General features: G+C 63.3%; 15 protein-coding genes. 3 read left to right on the top strand and 12 right to left on the bottom strand.

Annotated elements, in window-relative coordinates; translation table 11 throughout:
• The first annotated feature begins 205 nt into the window (after window positions 1-205).
• Window positions 206-1858, top strand: coding sequence for an FAD-dependent oxidoreductase (locus tag BMW76_RS22680; protein ID WP_090869185.1), 1653 nt, complete (start codon window positions 206-208; stop codon window positions 1856-1858).
• 127 nt (window positions 1859-1985) lie between these two features.
• Here BMW76_RS22680 and BMW76_RS22675 read toward each other — a convergent pair whose 3' ends face one another.
• The 9 genes from BMW76_RS22675 to BMW76_RS22635 all read right to left on the bottom strand — a co-directional run bounded on the left by BMW76_RS22675 (window position 1986) and on the right by BMW76_RS22635 (window position 10131).
• Window positions 1986-2456 carry a ribonuclease gene (locus tag BMW76_RS22675; RefSeq protein ID WP_090869183.1) on the bottom strand — a complete coding sequence of 157 codons (471 nt, stop codon included), beginning with the start codon at window positions 2454-2456 and terminating at the stop codon, window positions 1986-1988.
• Window positions 2457-2796: 340 nt separating this feature from the next.
• A complete protein-coding gene (locus BMW76_RS22670; protein ID WP_090869181.1) occupies window positions 2797-3141 on the bottom strand; it encodes a DUF971 domain-containing protein in 345 nt (114 codons plus the stop codon).
• On the bottom strand, window positions 3138-4133 hold the full coding sequence (locus BMW76_RS22665; protein WP_090869179.1) for a HEAT repeat domain-containing protein: 996 nt from the start codon (window positions 4131-4133) through the stop codon (window positions 3138-3140). The genes BMW76_RS22670 and BMW76_RS22665 overlap by 4 nt, the downstream gene beginning before the upstream one ends.
• 29 nt (window positions 4134-4162) lie before the next feature.
• Entirely contained in the window at window positions 4163-4954 is a 792-nt protein-coding gene (locus BMW76_RS22660; RefSeq protein ID WP_090869177.1) for an ABC transporter ATP-binding protein, read from the bottom strand.
• Entirely contained in the window at window positions 4951-5796 is an 846-nt protein-coding gene (locus BMW76_RS22655) for an ABC transporter permease (RefSeq protein WP_090869176.1), read from the bottom strand. The genes BMW76_RS22660 and BMW76_RS22655 overlap by 4 nt, the downstream gene beginning before the upstream one ends.
• Before the next feature lie 36 nt (window positions 5797-5832).
• Window positions 5833-7260 carry an ABC transporter substrate-binding protein gene (locus BMW76_RS22650; protein WP_090869174.1) on the bottom strand — a complete coding sequence of 476 codons (1428 nt, stop codon included), beginning with the start codon at window positions 7258-7260 and terminating at the stop codon, window positions 5833-5835.
• A 56-nt stretch (window positions 7261-7316) separates the two neighbouring features.
• Complete coding sequence (locus BMW76_RS22645; protein ID WP_090869172.1) at window positions 7317-7562, bottom strand: 4Fe-4S dicluster domain-containing protein; 246 nt, start codon at window positions 7560-7562, stop codon at window positions 7317-7319.
• A gap of 14 nt (window positions 7563-7576) precedes the next feature.
• A complete protein-coding gene (locus tag BMW76_RS22640) occupies window positions 7577-9343 on the bottom strand; it encodes a fumarate reductase/succinate dehydrogenase flavoprotein subunit (RefSeq protein ID WP_090869170.1) in 1767 nt (588 codons plus the stop codon).
• Window positions 9343-10131 (bottom strand): GntR family transcriptional regulator, encoded by a 789-nt coding sequence (locus BMW76_RS22635; RefSeq protein WP_090869168.1) that lies wholly within the window; start codon window positions 10129-10131, stop codon window positions 9343-9345. Before BMW76_RS22635 ends, BMW76_RS22640 begins: the two co-directional genes overlap by 1 nt.
• A gap of 271 nt (window positions 10132-10402) precedes the next feature.
• Here BMW76_RS22635 and BMW76_RS22630 point away from each other — a divergent pair, with 271 nt between their 5' ends.
• Window positions 10403-11248: a fumarylacetoacetate hydrolase family protein gene (locus BMW76_RS22630; RefSeq protein ID WP_090869167.1), complete on the top strand. Its 846-nt coding sequence runs from the start codon at window positions 10403-10405 to the stop codon at window positions 11246-11248.
• Window positions 11249-11261: 13 nt separating this feature from the next.
• A complete protein-coding gene (locus BMW76_RS22625; protein ID WP_090869165.1) occupies window positions 11262-12170 on the top strand; it encodes an SDR family NAD(P)-dependent oxidoreductase in 909 nt (302 codons plus the stop codon).
• A gap of 99 nt (window positions 12171-12269) precedes the next feature.
• On the opposite strand, the gene prpF is transcribed toward BMW76_RS22625, so the two are convergent.
• From prpF to prpC, 3 genes are all read right to left on the bottom strand, one after another.
• Window positions 12270-13454 carry a 2-methylaconitate cis-trans isomerase PrpF gene (gene prpF, locus BMW76_RS22620; RefSeq protein ID WP_090869163.1) on the bottom strand — a complete coding sequence of 395 codons (1185 nt, stop codon included), beginning with the start codon at window positions 13452-13454 and terminating at the stop codon, window positions 12270-12272.
• Between the two features lie 68 nt (window positions 13455-13522).
• Complete coding sequence (acnD, locus tag BMW76_RS22615) at window positions 13523-16120, bottom strand: Fe/S-dependent 2-methylisocitrate dehydratase AcnD (RefSeq protein ID WP_090869161.1); 2598 nt, start codon at window positions 16118-16120, stop codon at window positions 13523-13525.
• A 203-nt stretch (window positions 16121-16323) separates the two neighbouring features.
• A partial coding sequence (prpC, locus tag BMW76_RS22610; RefSeq protein ID WP_143062298.1) for a bifunctional 2-methylcitrate synthase/citrate synthase occupies window positions 16324-17350 on the bottom strand: 1027 nt, incomplete at its 5' end.

The following is a 17350-nucleotide window of genomic DNA, read 5'->3' as shown; positions in this document are numbered from 1 at the left end:
AGTCATATACTGGCTCGGTGCGTTTGGGCTATGAGTCGGCATCGACGCTCATCGAACGCGCCTGGACACTCCGCGACCCGAAAACAAACGACACCGTATCGCTCAGACGTTTGCCCACGCATGCCCTTTCGTCGGATGTGACGACCGCGAGGCGTGGTGGTCCGGGCTTTACGGCACCTGCCAGAGCGACGAAGAGGACGAAGCCATGCTGACCATCGATGACATCCGGGCAGTTCCGCTTTTCTCGTCACTTCCCGACAATGAACTGGAGAGCCTCGCGCACACGTCCGCGGACCTGCATCTGTGCGCGGGCGAATTCGCCGTCCATGAAGGCGGCGAACTCGCGCTCTATGCGGTGCTGTCAGGCAAGATGGAAGTCATCAAGACGTTCGACGGCATCGAGCGCACTTTGGGCTGGCGTCTGCCGGGCACCATCTTCGGCGAAGTGCCGCTTGCGCTGAGTTCGCCGTTTCCCGGCGCGTATCGGGCCGCTGAGCCCTCGCGCGTGATGCGCGTGGATGCGCAGCGCTACTACGCGCTCGCTGCCGCGTCGCCGGAGGTTGCGCTCAAGATGGGGGCCCTCGCGCGCGAGCGCATCGGGGGTCTGCAGAACCTCTCGGCCGAACCGCCGAAGGCGCGCGTGACCATCGTCGGCAGCCGCTGGGACGATGCCTGTACCGCGCTGCGCCAGTTCCTCGCGCGCAATCAGATCAGCCATGACTGGCTGACGCCCGACGCGCCCGAACTGCCGGCGCGCTGGCCCGGCATCGTTCCGTCCGACGCGGAGTGCCCCGCGCTGCGGCTCGTCGACGGACCGGTGCTGAGCCGGCCCGCTACGCGCGAGCTTGCACGCTTGCTGGGTTTGCAGACCCAGCCTCGCTTCGCCGAATACGACACGGCGATCATCGGCGGCGGGCCGGCGGGCCTGGCCGCAGCGGTGTACGGCGCATCGGAGGGCCTGCGCACGCTGGTGCTGGAGCGCGAGGCGCCGGGCGGGCAGGCCGGCACGTCGTCGCGCATCGAGAACTATCTTGGCTTCCCGAACGGCGTTTCCGGTGACGAACTCGCAAGCCGCGCGCTACAGCAGGCGAGGCGGCTCGGCGCCGAAATTCTGGTCACGCGGTCGGTGGCGCGAATCGATGTCGAACGCCGCGAGATTCACCTCGACGGCGGCGATGTCGTCCGCTCGCAGACGATTATTCTCGCGACGGGGGTGACATGGCGGCGCCTCGCCATCGATGGCTTCGACCGGTTTATCGGCAAAGGAATCTACTACGGCGCGTCGCGCAGCGAAGCGGGCGCGACGCATGGACTGGATGTTCATCTGATTGGCGGTGGAAATTCGGCTGGACAGGCCGCGCTCTTTTTTGCCAATCACGCGCGCAGGGTGACGCTCGTCGTGCGAGGCGATTCGCTCGAGAAGGGCATGTCGCGCTATCTGATCGAGCAGCTCGCCGGCAAGGAGAATGTCACGGTGCAGTTGCGATCGGAAGTCGTCGGGGCACATGGCGATACGTGTCTGAGCGCGATCGACGTGCTCGATGGAACGAGCGCAGAGCTGCGCCGCTACGACTGTGGCGGCTTGTTTGTATTCATCGGCGCTGATGCTGAAACCGATTGGCTGCCGGCGGAAATCGCGCGCGACGCACGCGGCTATGTTCTGACAGGTGACGATGTCGTCAAGGCCGGCCGCTGGTCCCATAGGCGGGACCCGTACCTGCTCGAATCCAGCGTACCCGGCGTCTTCGCCTGCGGGGATGTGAGATTGAGTCCCGTCAAACGCGTGGCTTCGGCAGTCGGTGAGGGCAGCATGGCAATCGCTTTCGCGCACAAGTATCTGCAGTTTGATGCACGGTAGCGTTGGGGGCGGCGTTGCGGCCGCATCCCTAGCCTATCGGAGGCTCTCCAAAGCCGATAGCGCCGACAACGGCTGGGTCCGGGCCAGCTTTCCGCCGGGCCGATACATGGTGCAGTCAATCCCGTCTTTATTCTGCAATGCGCTTGAAACTGGCGTAGTAATCGTCGGTGTAGTAGCAGTCGCCTGTCTGCTTGCGCGGTCCACCACATACGATCCGGCGCTGCCCGCGATCCGTCGAGCCGGGCGTGCGAACCGTGTATGTGTGGTAGTAGCCGCGCGGATGCTTCGGCAGCAAGAGCGCACTGTTACGGAACAAGACGCCGTCCTCGCCGAAAGGGAAAGGGCCGCCCGCTTTAATCAGCCGCAGTGTTTCGGCGGCTTCGCCCGGTAACTGTGCTTTGGTGACGGTGCCCAGTGCGCCCGTCTCTTGCGCGCCTGATGCGGCGTGTGTATCGCTGGCGCCCTGCGCTGGCTGACCCGGCGCCTGGCTCGCGGAAGCGCCCGATGCCTCAGTGGCGTTTTGCGATCCCTCTTTGTTGCATCCACCGAGGATCGCGCTCAAGGCGACGATGCAGGAGAAAGCCCACGCTCTATTCACGAAACGGTTCTCCCTCGTTGAACAGAATTCGACGACCAGGATAAATGTAAAGGTATCGCTAATGGTGGAGCGAATCAATGTTCGACGGGAGATGGGCACTTTTTACACGGCAACGAGGCCGATATACCTTTTTACGCGCCCGGGACTGCATGCACCGAGGCTTGTCGAACACGTACTGTTTAACTGACTGCGCGATGGCAAAGTCAGCGCTCGTCTGCAACACGTACGAGCGATTGCTTCTCCGGTCCGGAGCGCGAATGACGTCGCCGGTAACGGCATGCGGTTCATTCGAGAACACGCTTGAGGACTCGCCGCCAACCTGTCTTTCGCATACATCGCATTACACCGACTTTGACACCGTACGGAAAGGGCCGTGCGGCGCTGCGGAGTGGGGCAATGGCGCGGGCAACTGCGCGGACAACTGCTCGACATAGGCCCATGGAAAAATGCCGCGCTCGTGTTTGTCGCTGAATACCAGTTGCATGCCGTAACCGGCCGGGCGAATTTCCAGAATGGCGATATCGGGCGGCACGACGGGTGCATTCCCATCGAGGCGAAGCCACCTGCATTCGGCGCAAGGGCACCGCATTCGCAGCACGCGCGATGCGATCCGTTGTGCCGGACCGTCGTCCCAATGCAGTGTCAATGCCCGCGCATTGAATTCGATCTGCCGTGGACTTTTCATCGCGTGGCTTGCTCGATCTGTTGCAGCGCAATCCTGGCGGCCTTGCGCACGTCGGGATCGGCATCGCCGGATGCTTCGCGCAGTGCGTCTGCCGTCGAGGGGTCGCGCAGTTCGCCGAGTGCAAGCGCCGCTTCCTTGCGCAGATTGCTGATCGCGTGTGACAGCAGCGAGACGAGCGGCCGTGCCGCGACACGGTCGCCCAATTGCCCCAACGCACGCGCTGCACGCAAACGCACCTGCCAGTAAGCGTCGTCGAGCGTGGCGATCAACGCATCGCGTGCGGATGCGGCGCGCAGCTTGCCGAGCGTGGTCGCGGCCTCTTCACGCACTTGCCAGACAGGATCATGCAGCGCTTGCAGCAACGCAACGGGCGTTGTCGAATCGTCTACGTGCGCGAAACCCAACGCGCCGATAGCAGCGCGGCGAATCTCGGCGCTGCTATCGCGCGCGGCGATATCGGCAAGCGGCGCGAGCGCGCGCGCATCCTTGAGCCACCCGAGCACGCCGACGGCTTCGATACGCACGCGGGCATCGTCGTGCGCGAGCGCACGCAAGGCGGGCGCGAATGCATCGGCGACGCGCAGTTCGCGCAACGCGCGCAGCACGGCGGCCTTCACGAACGGTTCGGGACGATCGACCCACGCGCAAAGCACCGCGCCCGATGCCGCATCCTTCAATGCCGACAAACTCGACGCAGCGGCTTCGCGCACTTCGCTATCCGCGTCGATCAACGCATGACAGAGCGCTTCGACGATTGCCGGTTCCTCCCATGCGCCTAACACGCGCGCCGCTTCGCCGCGCACGTCGGCGGAGTCGTCGTGTTTCAGCGCCGCGATGATGAGTTGCAGCGCGTCGGGGTCTTCGAGATCGGCGAGTTCGATCAGCGCGATGCGTCGGACAACGGCATCCGCATCCGACAGACGCGGCAACAATGCAGCGGCTTCCGGTGCGAGCGTTTGCGGATCGTAGGTCAGGAAGTTCGGGGCGGTCATGAACGGTCGAGGAGTGGAGTCGCGCGGCGTCACGCTGCGTCGCGCAGCAGCGAAAGACATTGACGCTTGATGTCGATGAAGGTGGGATCGAGCGTCGTGTCGTCGGAACGCGGGCGCGGCAGCGGCACGGCAATATCCGCGACCACGCGTGCAGGCCGCTTCGACAGCATCAGGATGCGATCCGCGAGAAACAGCGCTTCTTCGATATCGTGCGTGACGAACACCACTGTCGTGCGCACCTTCGCCCAGATATCGAGCAGCAGCGTCTGCATCATGCGACGCGTTTGTGCATCGAGCGCGCCGAACGGTTCGTCCATCAGCAGCACGCGCGGCCGGTTGATCAGCACACGCGCGATTTCGACGCGCTGCTGCATGCCGCCCGACAGTTGCGCGGGGTAATGCGCGTCGAACCCGCCGAGTCCGACGAGTTCGAGCAGCTCCGCTGCTTGCCTGCGCCGCTCGTGCGCGCCGATGCCCTTCATCTTGAGGCCGAAGGCGACGTTGTCGATCACGCGCTTCCATGGAAACAGCGTGTGTTGCTGAAAGACGAGGCCGCGCTCGGGATGCGGACAGTCGACGGTTTCGTCATCGACGGCGATCGTGCCTTGCGTCGTCGCGATGTGTCCGGCGATCGCGCCGAGCAAGGTGGACTTGCCACAGCCCGAAGGGCCCAGCACGCAGACGAACTGGCCGGGCTCGATATCGACGTCGAGACCGTCGAGCGTCGCGATGCGCGCATGCGGCGGCCCGACCTCGACGGAAAGCGCGCGCACGTTGATGCGTGCTGGCGCGTACGCGGTTTCGATGGCGACGCTGCTCATCGGCGTGGCTCCTGCAATCTGTACCAGGGCGTGAGCGCGACGCCCAGACGCTTGACGAGCACGCTGCTGCCCATGCCGAGCGCACCGATCAGCGCCATGCCGACGACGATATCCGGGTAGTTCTGCAACGTGTACGACTGCCACGTGAAATAGCCGATGCCATACTGGCCCGCGATCATCTCGGCCGTCACCAGACAGAACCACGCGGTCCCCATGCCGATCGCGAGGCCCGTGAAGATGGCGGGCGCGGCGCCCGGCAGCACGACTTCCTTGTACAGCGCGAGCGGTTTCGTGCCGAGACTGCGGGCGGTCGCGACAAGCCTTGGATCGACGCCTTCCACGCCGTGCACGGTGTTGAGCAGAATCGGAAACAGCGCGCCGATGAACGTGATGAACATCATGCTCAATTCCGACGAAGGAAACATCAGGATCGCGAGCGGTATCCACGCGACGGCGGGAATAGGGCGCAGCACTTCGAGCGCGGGCAGCGCCGTATCTTCGACCGCGCGATAGCGGCCGATCGCAAGTCCCAGACCGGTACCCACGACAGCCGCCGCGCAAAAACCCGCGAGCACGCGCCATATGCTCGCGGCCAGATGCATCGGCAGTTTCGGCGAATGCAGCAGCGACCACAGCGCGGGCAGTGCATCGGAAGGCGCAGGCACGTTTGCGAACGTGATGAAGCCCACCGACAGCCGGAAGTGCACGGCGAGCTGCCACAGCGCGACACATACCGCGAGCGATGCCGCGCGCCACGCACGGCGCGTGGTCGTTGATGCAAAGAGAGGGGCACGCCGGCGCGTCGATGCGTGGCTGTCGCGGAGTTCGAAGGTGGCGGCCATAGGCGTGTTCCCTATATGCGTGACGATGAAATGCGCTTAGCGCGACGCGACGGCTTGCGCGGCGCCCGTTTTCGCGGCCGCGTAATCGACGACCGATCCCGACACCTGTTGCGCGTAACGGTCGGCGCCCGTCTTCAGCAGGAAGGCCGTGATCGCGCCGTGCGAATCGTTCACGTACCACGCCTGGTTCGCGAACAGCTTCAGGCCGCTCGCATGGTCGTGAACGAATACGGCACGCGGTTTCCCGCCCGACTGCTCGATCTTGCCGAGCGCCGCGAATGCTTCAGCCGGCGACGCGTAATTGCGGACCTTCGCCTCGTTGTCGAGCCACACCTGCGTCACGTCGTTGAAGTCGCGAATCGGCTTGCCCGTGAGGGCATCGTTGGCGATGAGCGGCTGCTTCGCGTAGTTCTTCAACGCGGCTTCGTAATCGAGGCCGGATTCCTTGAATGCTTCGCGGATATAGCGGTCGTCGATAAACGTATTCACGTCCAGATCGACATCCGTTTTCTTCAGCAGCTTGAGCGTTTCGATCGCGGTCGCCGTGGCCTTGCGATATTCGGGCTTCCACGTGAGATCGCGTGTCTGGATGCCGAGCGGGCCGTGATACAGATAGTCGACGGGCGCTTCGATGCCCGTCGTCTTCTGGATCAGCAGGCTGTATTTCTCGGGGTCTTGCGCGATGAGGCTGTTTGCTTCGATGGCCGCGCGCAGATAAGCGACGACGACTTCGGGGTACTTCTGCGCATAGGCTGCATCGACGAGCGCGCCGTGATAGGTCGGCGCGTGGCTTTGCGCGCCGTCGTATATCTTGCGCGCGATGCCGCGATAGGGGAACAGGTCCGCGAACGGCACGAAGTCCGCGTGCGCGTCGATCTTGTTCGCCTTCAACGCGCTGCCTGCAACCTCCGGCGCCTGCGTGATGATGTTCACGTCGGTGTCGGGATTCCAGCCTTGCGCCTTGATCGCGCGCAGCAGCATGCCGTGCGACGTCGAGGCGAACGGCACGGAGATCGTCTTGCCTTTCAGGTCAGCGATCGAATGCAACGGCGAGCCTTCGGGCACGACGATGCCGTTGCCGCTGCCATCCACGCTGCCTGACAGCACGGTGATGAAGATGCTCTTGCGGCCCGCCTTCTGGAACGCCGCACCATTCAGCGAGCCGGGAAAGTCAGCCATCGCGCCGAAATCCAGCTTGCCCGCGACCATCTCGTTGGTCATCGGCGCACCGGATGTGAAGTCTTTCCATTGCACGTCGTATGTCGCGTCCTTGTACTTGCCCGTGTGCGGCAGATACTTGTCGAGCAGATGCAGTTCGCGGATCAGCAGGCCGCCTGTCGCACAGTTGATGGTGGTGTCCTGCGTGCCGATGGCGACACGGATCGTTTCCGCGTCGGCGGTACTTGTGACAAGCGCAAGCGCGGCGATGGCAATGAAGCGGGGCACGGCGTAGCGAATGGTCATGATGTCGGCTCTTCGTTGGTATCGGTGCAGGGGCGCTAACGACGCGCAATGAATCGCTAGCGCAGCAGATAGGGAATATCGACTTTCACTGCGCCAGTCGGGCAATCCTGCTCGCACGGCATGCAGTACCAGCATTCGTCGAACTGCATATAAGCCTTGCCTTTGCTGACGTCGATTGCGAGCAGATCGAGCGGGCACACGTCGACGCAGACCGTGCAGCCCTTGTCGGCGATGCATTTGCTTTCGTCGATCGTGACGGGCGCCGAGCTTCGATGAAGGATGTTGTGCGGGGTATAAGACATTGGCTTTTCTCCGTTCAGACTGTGGCGTCGGCGAGCGTGCCCGTAGGTGTCCGTTGGCGGGATTCATCCACGTGAATGCGAAGGTTGCTGTACGAGCCGAGTTCCCGATCGTCGAGCGGCACGATGTACGGCTCGACAGCGCGCTTCTCGCTCACCATGCGGCCCGCTGCGTCCTTGCGCAGATGCGTATGGCAGAACCAGTCGGCGTCGTTGCGCTGCGGGTAGTCGACCCGATGGTGATACAGACCCCAGCGGCTTTCCGTGCGAAACAGCGACGCTCGCGCGGCCATTTCGGCGCAATCGCGTATCGCACGAACTTCGGCGGCGCGCATTAGTTCATGCGGATGCGTGGCCTTGATCGACGCGATGTCTTCGGCGATTTCTTCGAAGCGTTGCAGGCCGATTTCCATCTTGCGCGTGACCTTGGGCGGCTGCAGATAATCGTTGACCATGCGGCGCAGCTTGTACTCGACTTGCGCAGGCGCGAGCCCGTGTTCGCATTCAAGAGGCGCATAGACGCGTGCGCGTTCCGCATCGATCTGTTCCTGATCGAGCGGTGCATGCTCGCGGCCCGCGACAAACGCCGCCGCGTTCTGCCCGGCGAACCAGCCATACGTGAACGCGCCGAGCATGTAGTTGTGCGGCACGGCGGCCATATCGCCAGCAGCGTAAAGCCCGCCAACCGTGGTTTCCGCGCGCTCGTTCACATACACGCCCGAGGCGCTGTGTCCGCTGCAAAAGCCGATCTCGGAGATATGCATCTCCACCATCTGATGCCGGTAGTCGGTGCCGCGTCCCTTATGAAAGCGTCCACGGCTCGGGCGTTCGTTGGTATGAAGGATCTGCTCGATGGTCTGGATCGTTTCCTCGGCGAGGTGATCGAGCTTGAGAAACACAGGGCCGTTGCCGCTTTGAAGTTCCTGATAGAACTCCCACATCATCTGCCCGCTCCAGTAATCGCATTCGATGAAGCGTTCGCCCTTGCCGTTCGCCGTGAAGCCGCCGAGCGGTCCCGTCACGTACGCGCAAGCGGGGCCGTTATAGTCCTTGATCAGCGGATTGATCTGGAAGCATTCGAGGTTCGCGAGCGCGGCGCCCGCGTGAAAGGCCATTGCGTAGCCATCGCCCGCGTTGGTCGGGTTCTCGTACGTGCCCATCAGGTAGCCGGATGCGGGCAGGCCGAGTCTTCCCGCTGCGCCGCACGACAGGATCACGGCCTTGGCGCGAACGACATAGAAGTCGGCCGTGCGGCAATCGAAGCCCAATACGCCGCTGACGTTACCGTGCGCATCCGTCAAAAGACGTGTGGCGACGATACGGTTCGTGATCGCGATGCGCGCGCGTTTCAACTGCCGGTACAGCACTTTCTTGATGTCATGGCCTTCCGGCATCGGCAGCACGTATGAGCCCATGTGATGCACTTTCTTCACTGCGTAGTCGCCCGTGCCGTCCTTTTCGAACTTCACGCCCCAACGGTCGAGTTCTTCGATCGTCTTGAAGCTGTGCTTTGCGTACGCATAGACGGCCGACTGGTCAACGATGCCGTCGTTCGCGATTGTGATCTCGCGCGTGTATTGCTCGGGTGTCGCGTGGCCCGGGATGACGGCGTTGTTCAGTCCGTCCATGCCCATCGAAATCGCACCGCTGCGCTTGACGTTGGCCTTTTCGAGCAGGAGCACCTTGAGGCCCGGATCGCTTTCCTTTGCCTTGATGGCCGCCATCGGGCCCGCCGTTCCGCCGCCGACCACGACGATGTCGTATTCGAGTACATGCGTATTCATCATGCTTTCCTTGTGGCCTTGCTTTTTGCGCGTTTGCCCGCTTTTTCGCGGTCGATCCGGAAGCGGTACTGGAACGCATCGCCGCGAAAGTACAGATGCTCGTAGTCGATCGGCGTACCGCTCGCGTCGTGCGTGAGACGATCGATGCGCAGCACAGGACTGCCTTCCTCGATATGCAGCGCATCGACGATTTCATCGTCGGCGAGAATCGCGTCGATCGCGATGTCGGCGTGGCCGAGCGGCACGCCGCAGTCGTTTTCGAGAATCAGGAAGATGTCGCGCGTGACGAGGTCGGCGTTGGCGAGACGTTGGCCGAGCGCTTCGGGGAGCCATGTCAGTTCGAGCGAAACCGGCTCGCGATTGAGCAGACGCACGCGGTGGATTTCGGTGACGGGCGCGCCTTCATCGATGTGAAGCCGCTCAGCGACTTGCCGATTGGCTTTCACCGTGCGGAAGCTGCGCAACTGGTTGACGATTTCATAGCCCATCGACGACATCGCTTCCGCGAAGCCCTGCAACGAACTGACGTTCTGAAACGCCTTCGGCTTCGATACGAACGTGCCTTTGCCATGCAGCTTGAAGAGCAGGCCTTCTTTCTGCAGATCGCCCAAAGCCTGGCGCACGGTGATGCGGCTTACGCCGAACATCGCGCAGAGTTCATGCTCGGAAGGCATCTGCGAATGCGATGCGTAAGTGCCGTCGAGGATGCGCGCGCGCAAGGTGTCCTTGATCTGCGCGTAGAGCGGCACCGACGTGACGGGGACGAGATTGCGGGCGGGCTTCGACATGACTCGACTTGTTATGACAAGATGAGTCGCAGTCTAGTGACCGTCCATGCGTGATCCAACCAACAAATTCTGCTTTGCATTTTCCGCTGCGACCGGGCATCGGGCGGATGGCAATGTCCCGCACGCAGCACTAACCAGCCGACCAGGGACAACACGAAGATAACGAGAAGTTATCGGCCTCGCAGCAGCTTTCATTATTCAACGGTCTCCCGTTTCCCTACATTGTGCGGCAGATGCGATATGGCTCTGTGAACGGGAACGAGGACACACAATGAAACTGCTGCGATATGGCGCCGCTGGCCGCGAAAGGCCCGGCATTCTTGACCGCAATCACGCGATACGCGATCTGTCCGGTGTGATCGACGATATCTCCGGCTCGACGCTGCTGCCCGAATCGCTGGAACGGCTGCGCCAGATCGACATCGAGTCGTTGCCCGTCGTTTCCGCCGATGAACGGATCGGCGCGTGCGTGGGCCGCATCGGCAAGTTCGTCTGCATCGGGCTCAACTATGCAGACCATGCCGCCGAATCGAATCTGCCCGTCCCCAGCGAGCCCGTCGTGTTCAACAAGTGGACTTCGGCTGTCGTGGGCCCGAACGACGACGTGCGCCTTCCGCGCGGTTCGCGGAAGACCGACTGGGAAGTGGAACTGGGCATCGTGATCGGCAAGGGCGGCACGTACATCGAAGAGGCCGACGCGCTCAGCCACGTCGCCGGCTATTGCGTCGTCAACGATGTATCCGAGCGCGAATATCAGATCGAACGCGGCGGTACCTGGGACAAGGGCAAAGGCTGCGATACGTTCGGCCCGATCGGCCCGTGGCTCGTCACCGCCGACGAAGTGCCCGACCCGCAGCGCCTGGGTCTCTGGCTCGAAGTCGATGGCAAGCGCTATCAAAACGGCAACACGAGCACGATGATCTTCAACGTCGCGCACATCGTTTCGTACCTGAGCCGCTTCATGAGCCTGCAACCGGGCGATGTGATCGCGACGGGCACGCCGCCCGGCGTCGGCATGGGCCTGAAGCCCGAGCCGATCTATCTGCGCGCCGGGCAGACGATGCGGCTCGGCATCGAAGGGCTCGGCGAGCAGCAGCAACGCACTGTCGCCGCATAAGGAGCGCGCGCTCATGAACCATTACGACTTCACGCAGCGCGCGGCCGTCGTCACGGGCGGCGCGCAGGGCATCGGGTATGCGGTCGCCGAGCGGCTGTTGCAGGGCAACGCGCGCGTCGCGCTATGGGACCGCGACGAAGCCGCACTCGCCGATGCGAAAGCGAGTCTCTCGCACCACGGCGATGTCGAGACCGTCGTCGTCGATCTCACGCAGCGCGACGCCGTGCAGGCCGCGACCGACCACACCGTCGCGCGACTGGGCGCCATCGACATTCTCGTTCACAGCGCGGGCATCGCGGGCGCGAATGCGCCGCTGGCGGACTACGCGCCGGACGAATGGGCGCGCGTGATCGACGTCGATCTGAACGCGGCCTTTCATGTCAACCAGTCTGTCGTGAAGACGATGATCGCGCGCGGCTATGGGCGCATCGTCAATATCGCGTCGATCGCGGGCAAGGAAGGCAATCCGAACGCGAGCGCCTACAGCGTGGCAAAAGCAGGTGTCATTGCGTTGACGAAGAGCCTCGGCAAGGAAACGGCAACCATCATCATCGTGTGCTCGTCGCTGGGCGCGGCGGCTTGCGCAATTGCGCTGCCGTTCACGCAATCGATCACGACGACGCTCGTGCTGATGACGGTCGGTCTCGTGTTCATCGCAGCGACGATCGGCAATGCGTGGGCGCTTGCTGCGGATATCGCGCCTTCGTCGATGGTCGCCTCTGTCAGCGCGATCCAGAACTTCGGCGGTTATTTTGGCGGCGCGTTTTCGCCTGTTGTCGCAGGTTTCATCGTCGATCGCACGGGGTCTTACTCGCTTGCGTTCGTGATCGGCGGGGCGATTGCCGGATGTGCCGCGCTGTTCTACTGGTTCATGGCGCGGCGGACCGTGGCGGATGGGGTGATGGAGCGAAGCGCTGGTTGATTTTATGGTTCGAACGACGAGTGCTCTTTAGTATTCGGCCTCACTCGTCGTTCGGTCTGCCGCATGCGTGACGGCAGACGATGCACAACGTCCGCGACATCACTCGGACGGCACCCGCACCCAACCCTCCATCAACACGCGCGCGCTGCGGCTCATCACGGCCTTCTTCACCGTCCACTCGCCATTGGCCTGAGTTGCCTGGGCGCCGACCCGCAGCGTCCCCGACGGATGACCGAAACGCACGGCGTTGCGCTCACCGCCGCCCGCCGCGAGATTCACGAGCGTTCCGGGAATCGCCGCTGCCGTGGCGATCGCGACGGCAGCCGTGCCCATCATCGCGTGATGCAGCTTGCCCATCGACATCGCGCGCACGAGCAGATCGACGTCGCCCGCTTCCACGCGCTTGCCGCTCGACGCCGTATAACCCGCGGGCTGCGCAACGAAGGCGACTTTCGGCGTGTGCTGGCGCTTCGCGATTTCATCGAGGTTCTTGATGAGGCCCATGCGCAGCGCGCCATGCGCGCGAATGGTCTCGAACTTCTTGAGCGCTGCATCGTCGCTGTTGATCGCGTCCTGTAGTTCCGTGCCCGTGTAGCCGATCGCGTCCGCGTTCACGAAGATCGTCGGAATGCCCGCGTTGATCATCGTTGCTTTGAGCGTGCCGACGCCGGGCACGTCCAGATCGTCGACGACATTGCCCGTCGGGAACATCGCGCCTTCCGCGCCTTCTTCCTCGGCGGCGGGGTCCATGAATTCGAGCTGCACTTCGGCGGCGGGGAACGTCACGCCGTCGAGCTCGAAGTCGCCTGTTTCCTGCACGGAGCCATGGGTCACCGGCACGTGCGCGATGATCGTCTTGCCGATGTTCGCCTGCCAGATGCGCACGATCGCGACGCCGTTGTCCGGCACGCGGTCCGGATCGATGAGGCCGCCGCTGATCGCAAACGGTCCCACAGCCGCCGACAGGTTGCCGCAATTGCCGCTCCAGTCGACGAACGCCTTGTCGATCGACACCTGGCCGAAGAGATAGTCGATGTCGTGATCCGGCCTGCTGCTCTTCGCGACGATCACCGTCTTGCTCGTGCTCGACGTCGCGCCGCCCATGCCGTCGATCTGCTTGCCATACGGATCGGGGCTGCCGATCACGCGCATCAGCAATGCGTCCCGCGCCGCGCCGGGCGCCTGTGCTGCTTCGGGCAAGTCCTTCAGGCGAAAGAACACGCCTTTGCTGGTGCCGCCGCGCATATACGTTGCAGGAATCCTGATCTGGGGTGCGTGTGCCATGTGTTGTGATCCTGATGAGACGAGGGCGGTGCAACGCGCACCGCCCATGCATGAATGAACAATGCGTGTCAGGCCGCTGCCTTCGACGATTCCAGGAAGTCTTGCGCGAAGCGTTGCAGCACGCCGCCCGCTTCGTAGATCGACACTTCTTCCGCCGTGTCGAGACGGCAGGTGACGGGCACTTCGACGCGCTCGCCGTTCGCGCGATGAATCACGAGCGTGAGGTCCGCGCGCGGCTTGCGTTCGCCGATCACGTCATACGTTTCCGTACCGTCGATGCCCAGCGCGAGACGGTTGACGCCCGGCTTGAATTCGAGCGGCAGCACGCCCATGCCGATCAGGTTCGTCCGGTGAATGCGCTCGAAGCCTTCCGCGACGATCGCTTCGACGCCCGCGAGCCGCACGCCCTTCGCGGCCCAGTCGCGCGACGAGCCCTGGCCATAGTCCGCGCCCGCGACGATGATCAGCGGCTGCTTGCGGTCCATGTAGGTTTCGATCGCTTCCCACATGCGCGTGACCTTGCCTTCGGGCTCGATGCGCGCGAGCGATCCCTTCTTCACCTGACCATCGACGACGGCCATTTCGTTGATCAGCGTCGGGTTCGCGAAGGTCGCGCGCTGCGCCGTCAAGTGATCGCCGCGATGCGTCGCGTACGAGTTGAAGTCCTCTTCGGGCAGGCCCATCTTCGCGAGGTATTCGCCTGCTGCGCTGTTCGCGAGAATCGCATTAGACGGCGACAGGTGATCGGTCGTGATGTTGTCGCCGAGCACGGCGAGCGGGCGCATGCCCTTCAACGTGCGCTCGCCAGCGAGCGCGCCTTCCCAGTACGGCGGACGGCGAATGTACGTGCTTTGCGCGCGCCAGTCGTACAGTGGGCTGATCGGCTCGCCGCTCGCGGCCGTCACCGCGAACATCGGCTCATAGACCTTGCGGAACTGCTCGGGCTTGACGCTCTCTTTGACGATCGCGTCGATCTCTTCGTCGCTCGGCCAGATGTCCCTGAGATAAACGGGCTTGCCGTCCTTATCGGTGCCCAGCGAATCGCGTTCGATGTCGAAGCGGATCGTGCCCGCAATCGCATACGCGACGACGAGCGGCGGCGACGCGAGAAACGCCTGCTTCGCATACGGATGAATGCGGCCATCGAAGTTGCGGTTGCCCGATAGCACGGCCGTTGCGTACAGATCGCGGTCGACGATCTCCTGCTGGATCTTCGGATCGAGCGCGCCCGACATGCCGTTGCAGGTCGTGCACGCAAACGCGACGATGCCGAAGCCGAGTTTCTCCAGATCGGGCAGCAGATCGGCTTCCTGCAAATACAGCTCGACGGCCTTCGATCCCGGTGCAAGAGACGACTTGACCCACGGCTTGCGCGTGAGGCCGCGCGCATTCGCATTGCGCGCGAGGAGGGCCGCTGCGATCACGTTGCGCGGATTGCTCGTGTTCGTGCAGCTCGTGATCGCGGCGATGATGACGGCGCCATCGGGCATCTGGCCCGGCACGTCTTCCCACTTGCCCGCGATGCCGCGTTCGGCGAGATCCGAAGTGGGCAGGCGCTTGTGCGGATTCGACGGGCCCGCCATGTTGCGCACGACCGTCGACAGATCGAATCTGAGCACACGCTCATATTCGGCGTCTTTCAGCGAATCGGCCCACAGGCCCGCCGTTTTCGCATACGTTTCGACCAGCTTCACTTGCGCGTCGTCGCGGCCCGTCAGGCGCAGATAGTCGATCGTCTGCTCGTCGATGAAGAACATCGCGGCCGTCGCGCCATATTCGGGTGCCATGTTGGAGATCGTCGCGCGGTCGCCGAGCGTGAGGCTCGACGCGCCAGCGCCACGAAACTCCAGATACGCGCCGACCACTTTTTCCTTGCGCAGGAATTCCGTCAGCGCAAGCACGATGTCGGTCGCGGTGATGCCCGGCTGACGCTTGCCCGACAGTTCGACGCCGACGATATCGGGCAGACGCATCCACGAGGCGCGGCCCAGCATCACGTTCTCCGCCTCCAGCCCGCCTACGCCGACGGCGATCACGCCGAGCGCATCGACATGCGGCGTGTGGCTGTCGGTGCCTACGAGCGTGTCGGGATACGCGACGCCATCGACGGCATGAATCACGGGTGACATCCGCTCCAGGTTGATCTGGTGCATGATGCCGTTGCCCGGCGGAATCACGTCGACGTTCTTGAACGCCTTCTTGGTCCAGTTGATGAAATCGAAGCGGTCTTCATTGCGCCGGTCTTCGATCGCGCGGTTCTTTGCGAACGCTTCGGGGTCGAAGCCGCCGCATTCGACGGCCAGCGAGTGATCGACGATCAGCTGAACGGGGACGACAGGGTTCACTTTCGCGGGGTCGCCGCCCTGATCGGCGATGGCATCGCGCAGGCCCGCGAGATCGACGAGCGCCGTCTGCCCCAGAATGTCATGGCATACGACGCGCGCCGGAAACCACGGAAAATCGAGTTCGCGCTTGCGTTCGACGATCTGCTTGAGCGAAGCGGTGAGCGTTGCCGGATCGCAGCGTCGCACGAGATTTTCGGCGTGCACACGCGACGTGTACGGCAGCTTGTCGTAGGCGCCCGGCTGGATCGCGTCGATGGCGTCGCGCGTGTCGAAGTAATCCAGCGAGGTGCCGGGCAGCGGTTTGCGGTATTGGGTATTCATGACGTAGGGACAATGCGGTAGTAATCGGAAGCGTCTGGCGCTCAACGCTCCTTTGAGGTCTTCTCGCGCAGTTTAGCGCGTCAGTGGACGGCTCGCGCACTAAAGCACGCTGCGTAAAAAGCAGCCTTGGCTCACGGGTATGACGAGCCAAGGCCAAAGTGCATCGCAGCTCTCGCGCAGCGATACAGAAGTCAGCTCATCTATCAGGCGCGCTTCGCGAGCGGCACGAACGCGAGATCATCCGGACCCGTGTAGTTCGCGCTCGGCCGAATGATCTTGTTGTCGATGCGCTGCTCGATGATGTGCGCGGCCCAGCCGGACGTGCGCGAAATCACGAACAGCGGCGTGAACATCGCGGTCGGCACGCCCATCATGTGATACGACACCGCGCTGAACCAGTCGAGGTTCGGGAACATCTTCTTGACGTCCCACATCACCGTCTCGAGCCGCTCGGCGATGTCGAACATCTTCATGTTCGACGCTTCCTTCGACAGCTTCTTCGCCACGTCCTTGATCACCTTGTTGCGCGGATCGGAGATCGTGTACACGGGGTGCCCGAAGCCGATCACCACTTCCCTGTTCTCGACGCGGCGGCGAATGTCCGCTTCCGCTTCATCCGGCGTCTGGTAGCGCGACTGGATCTCGAACGCGGCCTCATTGGCGCCGCCGTGCTTCGGCCCGCGCAGCGCGCCGATCGCGCCCGTGATGGCCGAATAGATGTCCGAGCCCGTGCCCGCGATCACGCGGCCCGTGAACGTCGACGCGTTGAATTCGTGCTCCGCGTACAGGTTCAGCGACACGTGCATCGCGTCGACCCACGACTTCGACGGCTCCACGCCGTGCAGCAGATGCAGGAAGTGGCCGCCGATCGAATCGTCGTCGGTTTCGACTTCGATCCGCTTGCCGTTGTGCGAATAGTGATACCAGTACAGCAGCATCGAGCCGAGCGAGGCCATCAGCCGGTCGGCGATGTCGCGCGCGCCCGCGAGGTTGTGATCGTCCTTCTCCGGCAGCACCGTGCCCAGTGCCGAGACGCCCGTGCGCATCACGTCCATCGGGTGCGCGGCGGCGGGAATCCATTCGAGCACCGCTTTCACGTTCGCGGGCAGGCCGCGCAACGCCTTGAGCTTCGTCTTGTATGCAGCGAGTTCGGCGACGTTCGGCAGCTTGCCGTGCACGAGCAGATACGCAACCTCTTCGAATTCGCAGGCGCCCGCGATGTCGAGGATA

The organism is Paraburkholderia diazotrophica, assembly GCF_900108945.1.
Lineage (GTDB): Bacteria > Pseudomonadota > Gammaproteobacteria > Burkholderiales > Burkholderiaceae > Paraburkholderia > Paraburkholderia diazotrophica.
The sequence above is the reverse complement of the archived record's forward strand: the minus strand, read 5'-3'. Positions and strand labels throughout refer to the sequence as shown.